Annotated in this window: 19 protein-coding genes; 13 read left to right on the top strand and 6 right to left on the bottom strand. The window is 72.2% G+C overall.

Annotation, left to right across the window (positions count from 1 at the left end; genetic code table 11):
- Positions 1 to 388: 388 nt before the first annotated feature.
- A complete protein-coding gene (locus ACH5AC_RS07170) occupies positions 389 to 853 on the bottom strand; it encodes a hypothetical protein (RefSeq protein WP_398860671.1) in 465 nt (154 codons plus the stop codon).
- Positions 854 to 1,150: 297 nt separating this feature from the next.
- Between ACH5AC_RS07170 and ACH5AC_RS07165 the strand changes: the two genes are divergently transcribed.
- From ACH5AC_RS07165 to ACH5AC_RS07125, 9 genes are all read left to right on the top strand, one after another.
- Positions 1,151 to 1,945, top strand: a complete 795-nt coding sequence (locus ACH5AC_RS07165; protein ID WP_398860670.1) for a peptidoglycan-binding protein — start codon at positions 1,151 to 1,153, stop codon at positions 1,943 to 1,945.
- Complete coding sequence (locus tag ACH5AC_RS07160; RefSeq protein WP_398860669.1) at positions 1,942 to 2,817, top strand: DUF2690 domain-containing protein; 876 nt, start codon at positions 1,942 to 1,944, stop codon at positions 2,815 to 2,817. Before ACH5AC_RS07165 ends, ACH5AC_RS07160 begins: the two co-directional genes overlap by 4 nt.
- 85 nt (positions 2,818 to 2,902) lie before the next feature.
- Positions 2,903 to 3,625: a hypothetical protein gene (locus ACH5AC_RS07155; protein WP_398860668.1), complete on the top strand. Its 723-nt coding sequence runs from the start codon at positions 2,903 to 2,905 to the stop codon at positions 3,623 to 3,625.
- A gap of 209 nt (positions 3,626 to 3,834) precedes the next feature.
- Positions 3,835 to 6,228: an endonuclease/exonuclease/phosphatase family protein gene (locus ACH5AC_RS07150; protein WP_398860667.1), complete on the top strand. Its 2,394-nt coding sequence runs from the start codon at positions 3,835 to 3,837 to the stop codon at positions 6,226 to 6,228.
- A gap of 180 nt (positions 6,229 to 6,408) precedes the next feature.
- A complete protein-coding gene (locus ACH5AC_RS07145) occupies positions 6,409 to 6,750 on the top strand; it encodes a MerR family transcriptional regulator (protein ID WP_398860666.1) in 342 nt (113 codons plus the stop codon).
- Between the two features lie 230 nt (positions 6,751 to 6,980).
- Positions 6,981 to 7,184, top strand: a complete 204-nt coding sequence (locus tag ACH5AC_RS07140) for a cold-shock protein (RefSeq protein WP_010032345.1) — start codon at positions 6,981 to 6,983, stop codon at positions 7,182 to 7,184.
- 232 nt (positions 7,185 to 7,416) lie between these two features.
- The gene (locus ACH5AC_RS07135; protein ID WP_398860664.1) at positions 7,417 to 8,811 is read left to right on the top strand and encodes a DEAD/DEAH box helicase; all 1,395 of its coding nucleotides are present in this window, start codon (positions 7,417 to 7,419) and stop codon (positions 8,809 to 8,811) included.
- Positions 8,812 to 8,841: 30 nt separating this feature from the next.
- On the top strand, positions 8,842 to 9,132 hold the full coding sequence (locus ACH5AC_RS07130; protein ID WP_398860663.1) for an SCO5918 family protein: 291 nt from the start codon (positions 8,842 to 8,844) through the stop codon (positions 9,130 to 9,132).
- A 68-nt stretch (positions 9,133 to 9,200) separates the two neighbouring features.
- Positions 9,201 to 9,704: a DUF5994 family protein gene (locus tag ACH5AC_RS07125; protein WP_398860662.1), complete on the top strand. Its 504-nt coding sequence runs from the start codon at positions 9,201 to 9,203 to the stop codon at positions 9,702 to 9,704.
- A 2-nt stretch (positions 9,705 to 9,706) separates the two neighbouring features.
- Here the strand turns inward: ACH5AC_RS07125 and ACH5AC_RS07120 are convergent, their stop codons facing one another.
- Entirely contained in the window at positions 9,707 to 10,087 is a 381-nt protein-coding gene (locus tag ACH5AC_RS07120) for a hypothetical protein (RefSeq protein WP_398860660.1), read from the bottom strand.
- A gap of 394 nt (positions 10,088 to 10,481) precedes the next feature.
- Positions 10,482 to 10,898 carry a hypothetical protein gene (locus ACH5AC_RS07115; RefSeq protein WP_398860659.1) on the bottom strand — a complete coding sequence of 139 codons (417 nt, stop codon included), beginning with the start codon at positions 10,896 to 10,898 and terminating at the stop codon, positions 10,482 to 10,484.
- A 134-nt stretch (positions 10,899 to 11,032) separates the two neighbouring features.
- On the opposite strand from ACH5AC_RS07115, the gene ACH5AC_RS07110 reads away from it, so the two are divergent.
- The gene (locus tag ACH5AC_RS07110) at positions 11,033 to 11,503 is read left to right on the top strand and encodes a cation:proton antiporter regulatory subunit (protein WP_398860919.1); all 471 of its coding nucleotides are present in this window, start codon (positions 11,033 to 11,035) and stop codon (positions 11,501 to 11,503) included.
- Between the two features lie 6 nt (positions 11,504 to 11,509).
- A complete protein-coding gene (locus tag ACH5AC_RS07105; protein WP_398860658.1) occupies positions 11,510 to 12,736 on the top strand; it encodes a cation:proton antiporter in 1,227 nt (408 codons plus the stop codon).
- A gap of 72 nt (positions 12,737 to 12,808) precedes the next feature.
- Here the strand turns inward: ACH5AC_RS07105 and ACH5AC_RS07100 are convergent, their stop codons facing one another.
- Positions 12,809 to 13,957 carry a cation:proton antiporter gene (locus tag ACH5AC_RS07100; protein WP_398860657.1) on the bottom strand — a complete coding sequence of 383 codons (1,149 nt, stop codon included), beginning with the start codon at positions 13,955 to 13,957 and terminating at the stop codon, positions 12,809 to 12,811.
- Positions 13,958 to 13,962: 5 nt separating this feature from the next.
- On the bottom strand, positions 13,963 to 14,442 hold the full coding sequence (locus ACH5AC_RS07095) for a cation:proton antiporter regulatory subunit (protein WP_398860656.1): 480 nt from the start codon (positions 14,440 to 14,442) through the stop codon (positions 13,963 to 13,965).
- A 257-nt stretch (positions 14,443 to 14,699) separates the two neighbouring features.
- Here ACH5AC_RS07095 and ACH5AC_RS07090 point away from each other — a divergent pair, with 257 nt between their 5' ends.
- Positions 14,700 to 15,227 carry a DUF1062 domain-containing protein gene (locus ACH5AC_RS07090; RefSeq protein ID WP_398860654.1) on the top strand — a complete coding sequence of 176 codons (528 nt, stop codon included), beginning with the start codon at positions 14,700 to 14,702 and terminating at the stop codon, positions 15,225 to 15,227.
- Between the two features lie 49 nt (positions 15,228 to 15,276).
- On the opposite strand, the gene ACH5AC_RS07085 is transcribed toward ACH5AC_RS07090, so the two are convergent.
- Entirely contained in the window at positions 15,277 to 16,233 is a 957-nt protein-coding gene (locus ACH5AC_RS07085; RefSeq protein WP_398860653.1) for a LysR family transcriptional regulator, read from the bottom strand.
- A 49-nt stretch (positions 16,234 to 16,282) separates the two neighbouring features.
- Here ACH5AC_RS07085 and ACH5AC_RS07080 point away from each other — a divergent pair, with 49 nt between their 5' ends.
- On the top strand, positions 16,283 to 17,209 hold the full coding sequence (locus ACH5AC_RS07080; protein WP_398860652.1) for a serine hydrolase: 927 nt from the start codon (positions 16,283 to 16,285) through the stop codon (positions 17,207 to 17,209).
- The last annotated feature ends 57 nt before the right edge of the window (positions 17,210 to 17,266 follow it).

Here is a 17,266-nt window from a genome sequence, read left to right as displayed (position 1 = left end):
CCACCCCTCTCCAGGACACGGCCACCGTGCCCTGGAGAGGGACGACGCCGACCGGCGCCGAATCGTTCCACGCCGTGTCACCATGCCCGGGTTGGCCGAAGTCGGCCAGCGGCGGTGATCACCCGGCGCGCCGGTGCGGGGCCCCCGCCCGGTGAGCCCGCGCAGTCGGCGTCTGCCGCCTCTGGCGCGACGTCGGCTTCGCCGTCGCCACCCTCATGGCGGCCTCCGGGCTCATCGTGACAACGGTTGCGGCAGCAATCCCAACCCGGCGTGAGCCGGGCAGGCGCCGGACTCCGCGAGCCGCCGGCCGACGCCGACCTCGCGGGTCGGATCGACGGGAGCGTGGTCAGCGTCGACTCGGCGGCCTGCCGGGGCCGGCTCGCGTGTGTCAGGGGCGCCAGCCGTCGGGGACACGGCCCTGCTGCACCTGCAGGGTGCCGCTGCACGTCCCGGTGTCGGGGTCGCCCCAGATCTTGACGGTGTCGACGTGGTTCGCCCAGGTGCCGCCCCTGGGATGGGCGTAGTTTCCGAGGTTGACGGCGGTGTTCCGCGGGATGCAGATGTACGCGTCCGGGGAGGGGCCGGTGTCGAGCAGCCAGACGGAGTCATCGTTGCGGGTGTTGACGACCGCGTCCGCTCGGTTCTGTCCGCTGACCGGGAGGTTCTGGTAGGCGGTGCCCTGGAACCGGAAGAAGATGCTGCCGCTCTGGTAGGAGCCGTCGTACAGACACACGTTCGGGTAACTGCAGCCGTGCATGGACACGGCGGACGCGGCCGGAGCCGTCAGCATGGTCGAGCCCGCGGCCAGTCCGACGGTGAGCAGGGTCGCCGCCAGCTTTCTGTTCAGCTTCATTGGAACACTTCCCGTGAGGTGGCATGGACGGAGCCGACCGCACCGGCCGACTCCGCGACGAGACTGGGGGTTTGGCGCGATGTTCGGCCACAGTTGACGTTGAAGTGGCCTCGTCCCAGGATGTCCCGTGCACTGACCTGCATCGATGTCGCCCGCGAAGTCCCTGTGGCGGGACGGCCTGAAGCGGGGGTTGGCCGAATTCGGCCCCGCCCCGTGACTGCCGTGGCCGTCGATGCAGAATGAGATCGGGACACAGGGGGGCCGGACCAGCGGTCCCGAACGCGAATCGGGGGAAGCATGTCGCGTTGGAAAGCGCTGCCCGCGGAACTGCATCCGCTCGTCCATCAGTTGATCGTGCGACTGCGCAGACTGAAGGACCGCAGCGAACTGAGCACACGTCAGCTGGCCGCCAAGACCGGGTACAGCGCGAAGTCGTGGCAGCGCTATCTGAACGGCATGTCACTGCCGCCCCGGGAGGCCGTCGAGGCGATGGCGCGCGTCTGCGGTGACGATCCGGACCGGTTGTTGGTGCTGCACGAGATCGCCGCCGAGCGCTGGGCGGAAGCGAGCGCGGTCGACACCGATATCCCCGAGAGAGACAACGGCCCGGCGCACCCGCCCACGCAGCAGCCGCCGTACGGACGTCACCTGCGCGCCGCGATCACGGCGGGGGCGGTGGCCCTGGTGCTGTCCGTCTCCGCGGTGCTCGTGCTGGCCGTTCAGCTCGCCGAAGCCCGCGCCCAGCTCGAGCGCGAGCGCGAGCGCGCCGAGGGGAGCGCGACGGCCCCGGCCACCATGTCGGAGTCCCTGATACCGGTCGTCTACACCTGCCGGCTGGAGCAGCACGACGGCCTCTGGTACGCGGGCCTCAGCCGCACCAAGGACACCATCCTGGCGTACACCCACGTGGGGCCCGAAGTGGCCGAGGCCCAGTGCCTGCTGCGCCGGGCGGGCATCTCGCCGGGCGAGATCGACGGCGTCTTCGGCCCGAAGACCCAGCGTGCGGTCCAGGACATCCAGACTCGGGACGGGCTGGTCGTGGACGGTGTCATCGGCCCGCACACCTGGAAGGCCCTGCGGGAGGCGAAGTGACCAGGGAGCGCACCCGGCTGGTCGCGGCGCTGCGGGAGCTGCGGGCCCGTACGGGTCTGAGCCTGGCGGCGCTGGCGGAGCGGACGTCGTACAGCAAGTCCTCGTGGGAGCGCTACCTGAACGGCAGGAGCCTGCCCCCTCGTCAGGCCGTACAGGAACTGTGCCGGGTCGCGGACGAACCGGACGGCCGGCTGCTGGCCCTGTGGGAGATCGCGGAGTCGGACTGGCGCGGACGCGCGGCGGCCCCCGACCCTGCCCCTGCTCCTGCCCCCACCGCGGATGCGCCGCGGCCCGATCCACAGGAGTCACCGCCGTCCTCCGGGACCGGACGGAGGCACGGCGGCAGAGGCAGGCTCCTGGTGATGCTGGCGTCTGCGTACACCGTGATCGTCGGCGGCGGGGCACTGGTCCTCGTCCTGCCGCCGGACCGGAAGGTCGCGGAGGGCGAACCCCTGTCCGCCTCCGCCCCGTACTCCTTCGTCCCCCCATGCCACGAAGCCGCCTGCGACGGCCGGGACCCGATGAGCCTGGTCTGCGGCATCAGCCCTGACTCCCTGGCCACGTACCGCACCGCCACCGGCGCCCACGTGGAGTTGCGCTACAGCGAGAAGTGCGGCGCGGGCTGGGCCCGGATGTGGGGGACCCGGATCGGCGACCGGCTGGACGTCACGGCGGACGGCGCGGCACAGTACGTGCGCGTCGAGGACCAGGACGACGCGGAGACCTACACCTATACCGCGATGACGGCCGTCCGTCCCAGCGGCACGATCCGGGCCTGCTTCCGGTCCGCGGCGGCCGACGGCCAACAGGAGTGCTTCGAGGCCCGCGTGGGCCGGAACGCCACTCCGTCCGAGACGGTGTCCTCAAGATGAGGCAGCCATACGCCGCACCGACCTGACGGTGTGCGCGGAAGTGTCCCCCGTCAGGCGCCGCGTCCCGATCGGTTACGGTGCGCGCATGCCAGACATACGCGCGCACGGCGGCTATCGGACGGACGGTCTGTGGATCGCGGCGGCGGTGTCGTTCTGCGTCCTGATCGCCGGGTCGGCGATCGCCGGCTTCGGCATGCTGGAGTTCGACGAGCGCTGCATGCACGGGATGACGCGGGGACCGGGCAGGCTGCTGCGGACGCGGAATGAGGCGTTCCCACCGGCCACCATCTGCGAGTTCGAGCGCGGCGAGGTCTCGTCCGTCGGCGGATCCGGAGTGCTCGCCTTCCTGCTCTGGGCCTCGCTGGTGGTCCTGGTGGTCTGTCTGTTCGTGGCCCTGGTCGCGGAGTGCCTCGATCCGCCGCTCGGCAGCGACCTGGTGGTGCCCATGAGCCGGACCGAGAAACTGCGCCGCACCGGGACGGCGTTCTTCGTGACCGGCTCCGTGTTCCTCATGTTCTACGCGCTGGCGGGATGGCAGCTGTTCACGGGGCCGTCGTCGGTCTGTTCGGCGGGCGGAGATTGGGGATCCCAAGCGCCGAAGACCCTGGAGTACAGCTTCTTCCCCCCACAGGCGACCTGTCAGTACACCAGCGGCATGACCCGGCAGCTGAACCCCGACTGGCTGGCCTCCCTGGCGACCGAACTGGCCTTCCCCGCCCTGCTGGCGGGAGTCGGCTTCGCACTCGCCTGGCGGCGCCGGCGGGCGGAGCGGTCCTCGGCCGACGTCCAGGACGGCGACACGCCCTAGGGCCAGGGCACTTCGTTCCCCGAAATTAACCTACCGGCTCTTGGCGACGCGGTCTCTACGCGCGTAACTTGAGCCGACTCCCCCACACCAGGGCTCCCCCCACACCCGTACGACGACGTACCCGAACCAACGCACGAGGAGACCGCCAGGTGTCAACATCCGCAGGAAGCAGACGCCGTGCGCGCCGCGCCGCATACCCGGTGATATCCGTGGGTGTGGCGAGCGCGTTCGCCCTCACCGCCCTGCCCGCCGCGTACGCGGCGCCGTCCGCCACCGCGGTCATCGCCGAGGTGTACGGCGGCGGGGGCAACTCGGGGGCGACCCTGGTACGGGACTTCATCGAGCTCGGCAACGCCGGTTCGGCGGCCTACGACCTGTCGGGCCTCAGCGTGCAGTACCTGCCGGGCTCGCCGTCGGCCTCCTCGCAGTGGCAGGTGACCGCGCTCGACGGGTCGATCGCTCCCGGCGGCCGGTACCTGGTCGCCGAGGCGGCCGGGACCGGCGGTACGACGGCACTGCCCACGCCGGACGCCACCGGCCCGATCGCCATGGCCGCCGGCAGCGGCACGGTCGCCCTGGTCTCCGGCACCACCGCGCTGACCTGCAAGACCGCCGCGGACTGCGCGGCCGACAGCCGGATCGTCGACCTGGTGGGCTACGGCAGCGCCCTCGTCCGGGAGGGCGGCGGCCCGGCGGCCGGCGCCTCCAACACCGCCTCGGTCGCCCGCCCCGCCTCCCTGGCCGACACCGACGACAACGCCGCGGACTTCGCCGCCGGTACGCCGACCCCGGTCAACTCGGCCGGGCAGACCCCGGGTTCGGGGGACGGCGACGGTGACGGCGGTGGCGGCGACGGCGGCGGTTCGACCGAGCCCGGTACCGTCCGAGTCCGCGACATCCAGGGCACCACCCGCCTCTCCCCGCTCGCCGGGCAGACGGTCACCCGGGTGCCCGGCATCGTCACCGGCGTGCGCACCACCGGCTCGCGCGGCTACTGGATCCAGGACCCGCAGGCCGACGCCGACGCCCGCACCAGCGAGGCCGTGTTCGTCTACACCGGCTCGGCCGCCCCGACCGTGGCCGTCGGCGACTCGGTCCTGGTGAGCGGCAAGGTCACCGAGTACTACCCGAGCAGCACCAGCCAGTCCGTCACCGAGATCACCGGCCCCACCCAGACCGTCCTGTCCAGCGGCAACCCGCTGCCCGAGGCCGTCGTACTGGACGACACGACCGTCCCGGACGCGTACGTGCCCACCGCCGGCGGCGGCAGCATCGACACGCTCGCCCTCGAACCGGCCGTCTACGCCCTGGACTTCTACGAGTCCCTGGAGGGCATGCGGGTCGAGGTCTCCGACGCGCGCGTGGTCGGCGCGACCACCCGGTACGACGAGCTGTGGGTCACGGCCAAGCCCGAGGAGACGCCCAGCGCCCGCGGCGGCACCCTGTACTCGTCGTACGACGGACAGGGCACCGGTCGTATCAAGGTGATGTCGCTCGACACCACCAGCGCCTTCCCCGTCGCCAACGTCGGTGACGCGCTGTCCGGCACCACCAGCGGGCCGCTCGACTACTCCCACTTCGGCGGCTACAACCTCCAGGCCACCCGGCTCGGCACGCTGGTCGACGGCGGGCTCCAGCACGAGGTGACCCGCCGGCAGCGCGGCAGGGAGCTGGCGGTCGCCACGTACAACGTGGAGAACCTGGACGCCCGCGACAGCCAGGAGAAGTTCGACCGGCTCGCCGAGGGCGTCGCGGTCAGCCTCAGCTCGCCCGACATCGTCGCCCTGGAGGAGATCCAGGACGACAACGGCCCCGTGAACGACGGCACCGTCACCGCCGAGGCCACCCTGACCCGGTTCACCGACGCCATCCGCGCGGCCGGCGGGCCCGCCTACGCGTGGCGCTATGTCGCACCCGAGAACAACAAGGACGGCGGCGAGCCCGGCGGCAACATCCGCCTGGTCTTCCTCTACAACCCCGAGCGGGTCTCGTTCACCGACCGGCCCGGCGGCGACGCCACCACCAGCACCGGCGTGGTGAAGACCAAGAAGGGCGCCCAGCTCACGCACTCCCCCGGCCGGATCAACCCGACGAGCGACGCCTGGGGCAGCAGCCGCAAGCCGCTGGTGGGCGAGTTCGTCTTCCAGGGCGAGCGCGTCTTCGTGATCGCCAACCACTTCGGCTCCAAGGGCGGCGACCAGCCCCTGCACGGCCGCTTCCAGGAGCCGACCCGCGGCTCGGAGACCAAGCGGCACCAGCAGGCCGCCGAGGTCAACACCTTCGTCAAGTCGCTGCTCGCGGCCGACAAGAACGCCAAGGCCGTCGTCCTCGGTGACCTCAACGACTTCGAGTTCTCGCAGACGGTGACCACGCTGACCGACGGCGGTGTGCTGCGCCCGCTGGTCACCACCCTGCCCGCCGCCGAGCGCTACACCTACGTCTACGACGGCAACTCGCAGACCCTGGACCACATCCTGACGAGCCCGGCCGTCACGCACTTCGACTACGACATCGTGCACATCAACGCCGAGTTCGCCGACCAGGCGAGCGACCACGACCCGCAGATCGTGCGGATCGACCTCAGCAGGTGCCGTAAGGGCTGAGCCCAGCGGCGGGAGGGTGACACGCCCCACAGCGCGCACCCTCCCGCTTCGGGTTCCGGCTCCCTTTCCGGGCGGACAGAAATCTGTCAGCGCAACGCCACATCTTCGCCTCTGCCGACGTTAGGGTTGGGAGCACCAGGGCACCCCTTGCCCCCGCCCTGTCCCCCAGACGAAGGCGCCATGCCGGCCGAGAACTCCCCCGCCCGCAACCTCGACGACGACGACTACCCCGCGTACACCATGGGGCGCGCCGCCGCGATCCTCGGCACCACGCCTGCCTTCCTGCGGGCCCTCGGCGAGGCGAAGCTGATCACTCCGCTGCGTTCGGAGGGCGGCCATCGCCGCTACTCCCGCTACCAGTTGCGCATCGCCTCCCGTGCCCGTGAACTCGTCGACCAGGGCACGCCCATCGAGGCCGCCTGCCGCATCATCATCCTCGAGGACCAGTTGGAGGACGCCCTCCGCCTCAACGAGGAGATGCGCCGCAGACTGGGCGACGCGGGTGCGGGCGACCGCGCCTGAACCGACGAATATCTGCCGCGGCCATCGCAGGATTACGGACAGGCGAGTGCGAGGTTTTCATATCCCCGCCAGGCGAGAATTGGGAAAAGTGCGGGCATCCCGAGCCGGGCTGTGTTACCGTGATAACTGTTGCAGTTTTGATTGCCGAAGATTCCTTCGGGGTGATCATCGCGGCGACTCGGGTCCGTACAGTGCGGATCCCGGCACTGCCCCCTCAAGGGAGATTCAATATGGCATCTGGCACCGTGAAGTGGTTCAACGCGGAAAAGGGCTTCGGCTTCATCGAGCAGGAGGGTGGCGGCCCCGACGTCTTCGCCCACTACTCGAACATCGCCACCTCCGGCTTCCGCGAGCTTCAGGAGGGCCAGAAGGTGACCTTCGACGTCACGCAGGGCCAGAAGGGCCCGCAGGCCGAGAACATCGTTCCTGCCTGACGCTGACGCAGACCACGTGGCTGGGGCCCGCGCTCTTGGGGCGCGGGCCCCAGCCCGTTCTCATTTCCTTCGGCTCAATTCCTGCGAATTTCTCGCGCGGCTCCGCACCGCCGAAGAGAATTCCTCGATACGTGCCGCACGCATCGAGGAGGGGCTCTCCCTGAACCGCAGAAAAACCCGCACATCCGGAACGGCACGAAAGAACGGCACGGCGCGAAAGAACGGCACGGCGGTGAAATCCGGAAGGCCGCGCGCCGAGTTCGCCCTTCCCGTCACCCGCACGGAGGCCCTGCCGCCCGTGGAGGCGTTCGCCGACCTCGATCTCCCCGAGCGGGTGCAGAGCGCGCTCCGCGCCGAGGGCGTGACCGTGCCCTTCCCGATCCAGGCGGCGACCCTGCCGAACTCGCTGGCCGGCCGGGACGTCCTGGGCCGCGGCCGCACGGGGTCGGGCAAGACCCTCGCCTTCGGCCTCCCCCTGCTGGCCCGCCTCGACGGCCGACGGGCCGAACCCCGTCAGCCCCTCGCACTCGTCCTCGTACCCACCCGGGAACTGGCGCAGCAGGTCACCGAGGCCCTCACCCCCTACGCACGGGCCCTGCGCCTGCGCCTGGCCACGGTCGTCGGCGGCATGTCGATCGGCCGTCAGGCCGGTGCGCTGCGCGGCGGCGCCGAGGTGGTCGTCGCGACGCCCGGCCGCCTCAAGGACCTCATCGACCGGGGCGACTGCCGGCTGGACCAGGTGGCCGTCACCGTCCTGGACGAGGCCGACCAGATGACCGACATGGGCTTCCTGCCCCAGGTGACCGCGCTGCTCGACCAGGTGCGCCCGGACGGCCAGCGGCTGCTGTTCTCGGCCACCCTCGACCGCAACATCGACCTCCTGGTGCGCCGCTACCTGCACGACCCCGTGGTCCACTCGGTCGACCCGTCCGCGGGCGCGGTCACCACGATGGAGCACCACCTGCTCCAGGTGCACGACGACGACAAGCACGCCACCGCCACCGAGATCGCCGCCCGCGACGGACGCGTGATCATGTTCCTGGACACCAAGCACGCGGCGGAACGACTCGCCAAGCACCTGCTGTCGGTCGGTGTGCGCGCCTCCGCCCTGCACGGCGGCAAGTCCCAGCCGCAGCGCAACCGGACCCTCGCCCAGTTCAAGGACGGCCACGTCACGGTCCTGGTCGCCACCAACGTCGCCGCGCGCGGCCTGCACGTCGACCAGGTCGACCTCGTCGTGAACGTCGACCCGCCCGGCGACCACAAGGACTACCTGCACCGCGGCGGCCGTACCGCCCGGGCCGGCGAGTCCGGCACCGTCGTCACACTCGTCCTGCCGCACCAGCGGCGCGCGGTGGACCGCCTGATGGCCGACGCCGGCATCGCACCCCGCACCACCCGCGTCCGCCCCGGCGAGGCCGAGCTGAGCCGGATCACCGGCGCGCGGACGCCCTCCGGAGTGCCCGTCACCGTCACGGTCGCCGCCCCGGCCACCCCCGAACGCCCCCGGCGCGCCGGAAGCGCCGGACGCGGCCGGGCCGGCGGGCAGGCCAAGCGGGCCGGCACCCGCGGGTCCGGCCGCGGACGCTCCCCCCGGCGCACCTCCACCACCCCCGACCGCCCCTGACCCCTCGGCCACCCCGCCCCTGGAGGCACCATGCGCTGTGTCATCGCCCGTTTCCCCTTCGACCTGATCAAGAGCGAGGTCGAGCGGTCCATGGAGGGCATCCAGCCCGAACCCGCCCTCGGTGTCTGCGTGACCGTCGGCGACCAGGTCTACCCGGTCAAGCAGGTCGGCCAGGTGATCACCAAGCAGGACCGCCGCGACTTCACCGCGGCCGAGGTGAGCAGGGCCCTCTCCCGGCTCGGCTTCACCTGCCACGAGGTCCCGCAGGCCCGCCCGCACACCCGCCCGTCGCTTCCCTGGAGCGACACCACACTGAGCTAGACCGCTCCGCACGGCCTGCACACGGCCCCATGGCCGCCTCCGCTCTGTCTGAGACGGGATGCTGCTCGATGGACACCACTGGAAGGCCCACCGGGGACGCGTTCCGCGGTGGGGCACAGACCTACCGGATGCCGCTCCCCCGGCTGACGCTCGCCCCCGACGCCGGCCGCGGCCCGCTGCACGGAGGCTGGTGGCCCCGCTGCGACGCGCTGGAACTGGAGCTGCCCGCGCTGATCGGCGCCCTGGCAGCCGGTCCCGGCACGGTGACCCGCGTGAGCGTGGACACCGCGGCCTGGCCCGACGCCCCGCCCACGGTGCTGATGCCCGGGCAGGTCATCGAGGTGCGCCTGTCGGACGTCGACACCGAGGCCCACGCCATCGTCCTGGACCGGGGCACGGCAGGACGCCGGGCACTGCTGGTCGTCCCGCCCGGTGAACCCACCGAAGCGGCCGCCTGGCTCCTGACCGCCGCCGCGGCGCCGGGCAACACCTTGTCGGCCCCGCACCTGCTGGCCCTCGCCGAGGCCCATTGGAACGGGAACGGCCGCGCAGACGGTTCAGGCGGGACGTAGCGTCAGGACGGCTCCTCCGGTGCGTCCTCCGGGGGCGGGGGCAGCGGGAGGTCCTCCGTGGGCGGGCCCGTCGGCCGGTGGTGGGCGGACACGGAATCGGTGAGCTCGTCGGGGTGCGTCCGGTCGACCGGCGGTCTGCTGCTGTCCAGCCAGGAGCGCAGCGGCCCGGCGCCGTGGCCCGGGTCGAGGGTGAGGTGCATACGAGTGCCCCGGCCGGAGGAGAACGCCGGATAACTGCGCTGCTCACCTCCGCCGAACAGCATCCGCAGCGCGTCCGCGACCGTCCGGACCGCTTCGGGATCCATCGAGACGATACGGACCTCCACCCGGCCCTCCTCGTCGGCGGCGGGCTCGTCCGGCAGATCCAGCGGTTCGGAGGTCATGCGGCGTACCCGTCCCGGGCCGGGAGAACGGCTCGCCCACGCCGAGCGGCCCGTACCGTGCGCCGAGGACGAGACCGACCCTCTCGCCGGTGTACGACCTACCCTCGGCTCTTCCCACCGTACTCCTGACCGGCGCACGGGAATGCCGAGGTGACATCGCACCATCAGTGCCGAGTTGCCGCATCTCGTGCGCCGTCCAGTCGAGGCGGGCGAACGCACAACGGGCTGCCGGAGGCGCTCGCTCCAGGGGCCCCCGCGCGGCCCTCGCCCTCGGCGACGAAAAGACCCCGGGCCGCGCCCGCACCGCCCTCGAGCCCGCCTCGGCGGAACTGGCCGACACGGCTGGCGGTCAAGATCTCCCTCACGGTGGCCCTCGGCGACGGGTGACGGTGGCTCAGGCCACCGGGCGTCCCCCATCGCGTTGAGCCGAGGCGAACAGGCCGGCGATGAAGGTGGTCGCGACGAAGGTGCCCGTCATCAGCAGGAAGACGCCGATCACGAAGAGGCCGCTGGAGTCCTCCGACCAGTCGTACCAGGCGGCGGCGGTCAGACCGAGCGTGGTGCCGAGCACGGCGCCCGCGTAGTGGCGCCGGGCCGCCGCCCAGCACACCGGCAGGAGGAGGGTCAGGACCAGGCCGATCACCTGCCATGCGTCGTAGGGGCCGGTCTCCGAGCCGTCCGGCTGTACGTCCTTGTGCTGGTCCCAGCCCAGCCAGGCGGCCCACAGCGCCGACGACACCACGGCTAGCGCGAGGATCGAGCCCAGCTGCGACCCCACCTGCGAAACGAGTTGCTTCACTCCTTGGCTCATGCCCCCAGCGTTTCGGTTCGCGCCGGCCCGGGACAGAGCGAAGGTACTCAGACCGATTCCGAGTAGCTGAGGCCGTTACGGTGGCGGCAGAGGTCCGCCGAACAGCGAAGGAGACAGCCGTGGGCGCCGTACGCATGAGCAGTACGCCGTTGCCGGGGATCGGGGTGCGCTACGACCTGACCACGCGGGAGCGGCGCCGCCTGTCGGTGGTGGCGCACCGGGACGGGTCGCGGACGCTGAGCGCGTACCGGGAGGACGATCCCGACGCGTGCGCGCTGTCCGTGCGGCTGACGTCGGGCGAGACGGAGGCGCTCATCGACGCGATGATGCCGCAGCATCACAGCCCGAGCCTGCTGTCGACGACCGCGCTGGGGCTGGTGGCCGAGCGGGTCGAGCTGGCGGCGGCCTCGCACTGGAACGGGCGGCTGCTCGGCGACACCCGGATGCGGACGCAGACCGGTGTGTCGATCGTGGCGGTGCTGCGCCGGGCCGAGGCGATACCCGCGCCGGGACCGGACTTCCGGCTGGCCGGCGGGGACACGCTGATCGTGATCGGTACGCGTGAGGGCGTGGACGCCGCCGCCGCGATACTCGGGCGGGAGTGATCCGCGGTGCACTCCTCCGCGGTCTTCCTGATCGAGTTCGGCGCGATCATCCTCGGTCTGGGGCTGCTGGGCCGGTTCGCCGGCCGCTTCCGGCTCTCCCCGATCCCGCTGTACCTGCTGGCCGGGCTCGCCTTCGGCACGGGTGGTCTGCTGCCGCTGGGCGCCAGCGAGGAGTTCGTGGCGATCGGCGCCGAGATCGGTGTGATCTTGCTGCTGCTGATGCTGGGCCTGGAGTACACGGCGAGCGACCTGGTCTCCAACCTCAAGACGCAGTACCCGGCCGGACTGGTCGACGCCGCGCTGAACGCGCTGCCCGGCGCCGCGATGGCGCTGCTGCTCGGCTGGGGGCCGGTCGCCGCCGTGGTGCTGGGCGGCGTCACCTGGATCTCCTCCTCCGGGGTCATCGCCAAGGTCCTCGGCGACCTCGGTCGGCTGGGCAACCGGGAGACCCCGGTGATCCTGAGCATCCTGGTCCTGGAGGACCTGTCCATGGCGGTCTACCTGCCGATCATCACCGCCCTGCTGGCGGGTACGGGTCTCGCCGCGGGCAGTGTCACGCTGGCCGTCGCCCTCGGTGCCGCCGGGCTCGTCCTGCTGGCGGCGGTGCGGTACGGCCGGCACATCTCCCGGTTCGTCTCCAGCGACGACCCGGAGAAGCTGCTGCTGGTGGTCCTCGGGCTGACCCTGCTGGTGGCGGGCATCGCGCAGGAGCTGCAGGTGTCCGCCGCGGTGGGGGCCTTCCTGGTCGGTATCGCCCTGTCCGGTGAGGTGGCCGAGGGCGCGCACAACCTCCTCGCCCCGCTGCGCGACCTGTTCGCCGCCGTGTTCTTCGTCTTCTTCGGCCTGCACACCGACCCGGCCAGCATCCCGCCCGTGCTCCTTCCCGCGCTCGCGCTGGCCGTCGTCACCGCGCTGACGAAGATCGCCACCGGGTACTGGGCGGCGAGGCGCGCCGGCATCTCCCCCAAGGGGCGCTGGCGGGCGGGCGGCACGCTGGTCGCGCGCGGGGAGTTCTCCATCGTCATCGCCGGACTCGCCGTCACCGCAGGGATCGAACCCTCGCTCGGCCCGCTCGCCACGGCGTACGTCCTGATCCTGGTGATCGTCGGCCCCCTCACCGCCCGCTACACCGAGCCCGTGGCCCTCCGCCTGACCGCCCGCCGCGGCAGCCCGCCCCCGACGGCCGGCCCACAGCCCACCACGGAGACCCCGGACAGCGTCGGCCGCCCCTGACAGCCCGGCTTCCGCAGGTGGAACCTTCGCTGCGGTCATGGCTGGTCCGAAAGGCCCGGCCTCGCGACGGGGTCACGGCGCGTGGGGCGCCGGTGGGGGAGCCGCGAGGCGGGTGAGGACGGGGCCCGCGATGGCGAGGAGGAAGACGTACGCCGTGACCAGGGGGCCGAGGGTGTCGTGCAGGGTGCCGACCAGACCGACGATCACCAGGGAGAACTCGCCGCGGGCGATGAGCGCGGTCCCGGCGCGCAACTGGCCGCGGCGGCCGACCTGGTCGCGGGCTGCGGCGTACCGTCCGGTGAGGATCTTGGTGACCATGGTGACGGCGGCGAGCGCGAGTGCCGCCGGGAGGGCGGGCAGCAGGTCGGCCGGGGCCACGGACAGCCCGATCGCGAGGAAGTAGATGGCGGCGAAGAGGTCGCGCAGGGGGCTGAGCACGGCGCGGGTCCGGGCGGCGGTCCGGCCGGTCAGGGCGAGCCCGACGAGGAAGGCGCCGACGGCGGCCGAGGCGTGGACGAACTCGGCGAAGGCGGCGACGATCAGGGTGAGACCGAGCACCCGCAGCAGCAGCTGCTCGGCGTCGGGGTGGGCGAGGAGCCGCCCCAGGTGGTGCCCCCACCGGTAGGAGAGGGTCGCGGCGGCGATCACGGCGCCGACCGCGACGAGCACCCCCAGCAGCGCCTGCCACCAGCGGCCGCCGGAGGCGAGCACGGCGAGCACCGGCAGGTAGAGGGCCATCACGCAGTCCTCCATGACCAGCACCGACAGGACCGCCGGGGTCTCCCGGTTGCCGAGTCGACGCAGGTCGGCGAGCAGCCGGGCGATGATGCCGGAGGAGGAGATGTACGTGGCGCCGGCGAGCGCGAGGACACCGACGCCGTCCAGGCCGAGCAGTACCCCGGCCACCGCCCCGGGTGCGGCGTTGAGGACGACGTCGACCAGGGCCGACGGCACGTGCCGGCGCATACCGGCCGCGAACTCGGTCATGGTGAACTCCAGACCGAGCGTCAGCAGCAGCAGTACGACGCCGATCGAGGCCCCGGTCTCCACGAACTGCCCCGCCGCCGGGACCGGCGCCAGGCCGCCCTCGCCGAGGGCCAGGCCCGCCAGCAGGTACAGCGGGATCGGCGAGAGGGTGAAGCGCCGGGCCACCGTGCCGAGGACGCTGAGGGCGGCGAGGATCACCCCCAGCTCCAGCAGCAGCGTGACCGGCGTACGCACGGGGCTCAGCCCCGCAGGATCTGTGCCACGCCCGTGATGCCCTCATGGGTGCCGATCACCACCAGGACGTCCCCGCCCCGCAGGATCTCCTGCGGCGTGGGTGAGGCGATGACGTCCTCGCCCCGCACCACCGCGACGATCGACGCCCCGGTCCGGGTGCGCGCCCGGGTCGCGCCGAGGGGCTGTCCCTCGAACGCGCTGCCCTCGCCCACCTCGACCTGCCCGGACACCAGCCCGGGCACCTCCTTCGTCAGGTCCGCGAACCGCTCCGCGATGCGTGGGGCGCCCAGGATCTCGGCGACCGTGTCCGCCTCCTCACTGTTCAGCTCCAGCACGGGACGGCCCTCGTCCGGATCCTCACCCTCGTAGACCACCAGCTCGAAATCACCGGTGCGCCGGGCCACCACTCCGACCCGCTCGCCCCGGTGGTTGGTGAACTCGTAGCGCAGACCCACACCGGGCAGCAGCACCTCGGTGACATCCATGCCCCCATCATCGAGCCGGTCCTCCCAGCCCGCCATCCGCGACCACCGGGGCGTGCGAAAACCGGTGGAGTCGCGCCGCCGGGCGCCGTTACCGTGCTGCCGGACCGAGTCGTCTACGTCAAGGACGTGCCGTTGTACACCGTGTGAGACCTCCCGAGAGCTGATTCGTCGCGCGTCGCGCCTGTGCGCCGCGCTGCTTCCTGCTGCGGACTTCTCGCTGAAACCGGTGTACTTCTGTGCTCAATGACTGGGTCGTCATGCCCACCTGCCTGCCGACTGTTCTCCGCCGTTGCCACGCGTGCGCGTCCGGGCGCTTCCGGGCGAACGGCAGATTCCGCGTCAACGCGAACCACAAGCTCCTCGACGCCTGGCTCCTCGTGCTCTGCACCGGGTGCGGGGACACGGCGAAACTCACCGTCCTGGAGCGCGTGAACGTGCGCGCCGTACGACCGGGGCTGCTGGACCGGCTCCATGACAACGACCCTGGGCTGGCCGCCGAGTTGCTCCAGGACCCGGTCGTGCGGCGCCGTAATCGGATCGCCCTCGACTGGGACGACGCCTGGCGCCTCGACACCGGCGGACCGGAGCACCTGGACCGTGAGGTGATCGATGTCTCGGTCCGCTTCGCGGCCCGGATCCCCGTACGGCCGGTGCGGCTGATCGCGGAGGGCTGCGGTCTCTCGCGGGCCGAGGTCGAGAGGCTGATCACGGACGGGAAGCTCGTTTCGGCGGCCCGGCTGAGCGGGAAGCTCTCCGGCGACTTCACCTTCACGCTCAAGCGCTGAGCCGTCCTTGGGCGCACGGGCCTGTCCGGCAGGCCACGCCGGGCAGGCCCTATCCGTACACGACCGACCACGGGCGGCGGGTGTCGTCGTCCGGGGCGGGGCGGGAGGTGGCGGTGTGGTTCCGGGAGAGGACCGTGGCGGCCAGTTCGCTGAAGCGGGGGGCGGCCGGGTGGGGTGGGCGGGTGGTGGGCCAGGCGCCGCTGATGCGCAGGGTGAGGGGGCGGTCGGTCAGGGGACGCCAGGCGACCCGGGGTTCCTTGCGGGCCACCGGGCCCTGGTCGAAGGCGACTCCGTGGCCCGCTGTGACGAGGGCGAGCAGGAACTCGGGGTTGGAGGCGTGCCGGAGGCGGCCGGGGACGAAGCCCTCGGCGCGGCAGACGTCGAGGATCCTGTCGTACCAGCCGGGGGCGTGGGCCCTCGGGAACAGCACCAGGTCGTGGCCGGAGAGTTCGCCGAGGGAGACCTCCGGGAGGCGGGCCAGCGGTGAGGTGCGCGGGAGGACGACGCCCAGGTCGAGGGAGGTTTCGGGGCCGAGCCGCAGTTCGGTGGTGTCGACGGGGTGGTGGACGAGTCCGACGTCCAGGCCGCCGGAGGAGAGCAGTCGTATCTGTTCGTCGGTGGTGACCTCCTGGAGGTCCACGGAGAGTCCCGGGGCGTGTTCCGCGCAGGCGGCGAGCAGCGCGGAGAGCACGGCGGCCGTGGTGTCCGGCGGGACGCCCGCGCGGAGCGTGCCGAGGCCGCCGTCGGCGGCGCGGCGGGCCAGCGTGCGCAACCGCTCCTCCCGGGCGAGGAGTTCCTGGGCCTCGTCCAGCAGCGCCGCCCCGGCGGCACTCAGCCGGACGCCGCGCGGTGAGCGGTCGAAGAGTTCCGCGCCTAGTTCCCTCTCCAGCCGGCGGATCGCCTGACTGAGCGGTGGCTGTGCCATGCCCAGCCGCTCGGCCGCCCGGCTGAAGTGCAGCTCGTCGGCTACGGTGACGAAGAGTCGCAGGTGGCGAAGGAGATCCACGGCGATGACCTTACGGGGCGGCGGCTGTGGTCGCCGGGGGGAGTGCGTGGTGATCGAGGAGATCGAGGAGATCGAGGAGCGTGTCCGGCGGGTCTTCGGCGAGGCCGGGTCCGAGGGGCAGTTGCACGCCGTACCGGTCGCGGATCCCGGCCGTGAGGTCGCCATGGGTGCCGACGAACCCGTGGTCATCGCCTCGATCTTCAAGGTGCTGCTGGTGCTGGAGTTCGCCCGGCAGGTCGTCGCCGGGCAGCTCGATCCGAGGGAGCGGGTGCGGGTGACCGCGGCCGACCGGCTCGGTGGCTGGGGCACCGCGGGCTGTCTGGACGACGTCGAGCTGTCGCTGCGCGACCTGGCCCACTTCGCGATGTCGGTCAGCGACAACTCGGCGGCGGACCTGCTGCTGGCCCGCGTCGGCCTGGACACCGTACGGCTGCTCGCCGAGGAGCTCGGGCTGGAGCGGACCCGGATCGTGGGCGGGCCGCGCGATCTGCTGGAGTCGATGCTCGCGGAGGTCGGGGCGCGCGACGAGCGGGAGTTCGCCGTCCGCTATCCGGCCCTCCCCGACGAGCGCAAGCGGCGGCTGGCGGTGCTGGACCCCCGCCACACCACGGCGAGCACGCCTCGGGAGATCACCCGGCTGCTGCGGCTGATCTGGACCGACTCCGCAGGCCCGCCGGAGGCGTGCGCGACGGTACGGCAGTTGATGAGCCGCCAGGTATTCCGGCATCGCCTCGTGTCCGGTTTCCCCGACGACGTCACCGTCGCGGCCAAGACGGGCACCCTGCCTGGCCTGCACATGGAGGCCGGCGTGGCCCGCTACCCGGACGGCGCCTGCTACGCGATCGCCGTCTTCGCCCGCACACAGGACCTGACCGCCTCCCGCGCCACGGTGGACGCGGCGATCGGCCGGGCCGCCGGAACCGCGGTCGGATTTCTTCGCGGTGGCGGCCAGGGCAGCGCTACCGCGCTGACCTGATCGGATATGCGTTCGCATATCGCCGGGGGCCGATTCCGGTCTTGGACAGGGGAGTTC

The organism is Streptomyces sp. NPDC018693 (genome assembly GCF_044391385.1).
GTDB lineage: Bacteria > Actinomycetota > Actinomycetes > Streptomycetales > Streptomycetaceae > Streptomyces.
The sequence above is the reverse complement of the archived record's forward strand: the minus strand, read 5'-3'. Positions and strand labels throughout refer to the sequence as shown.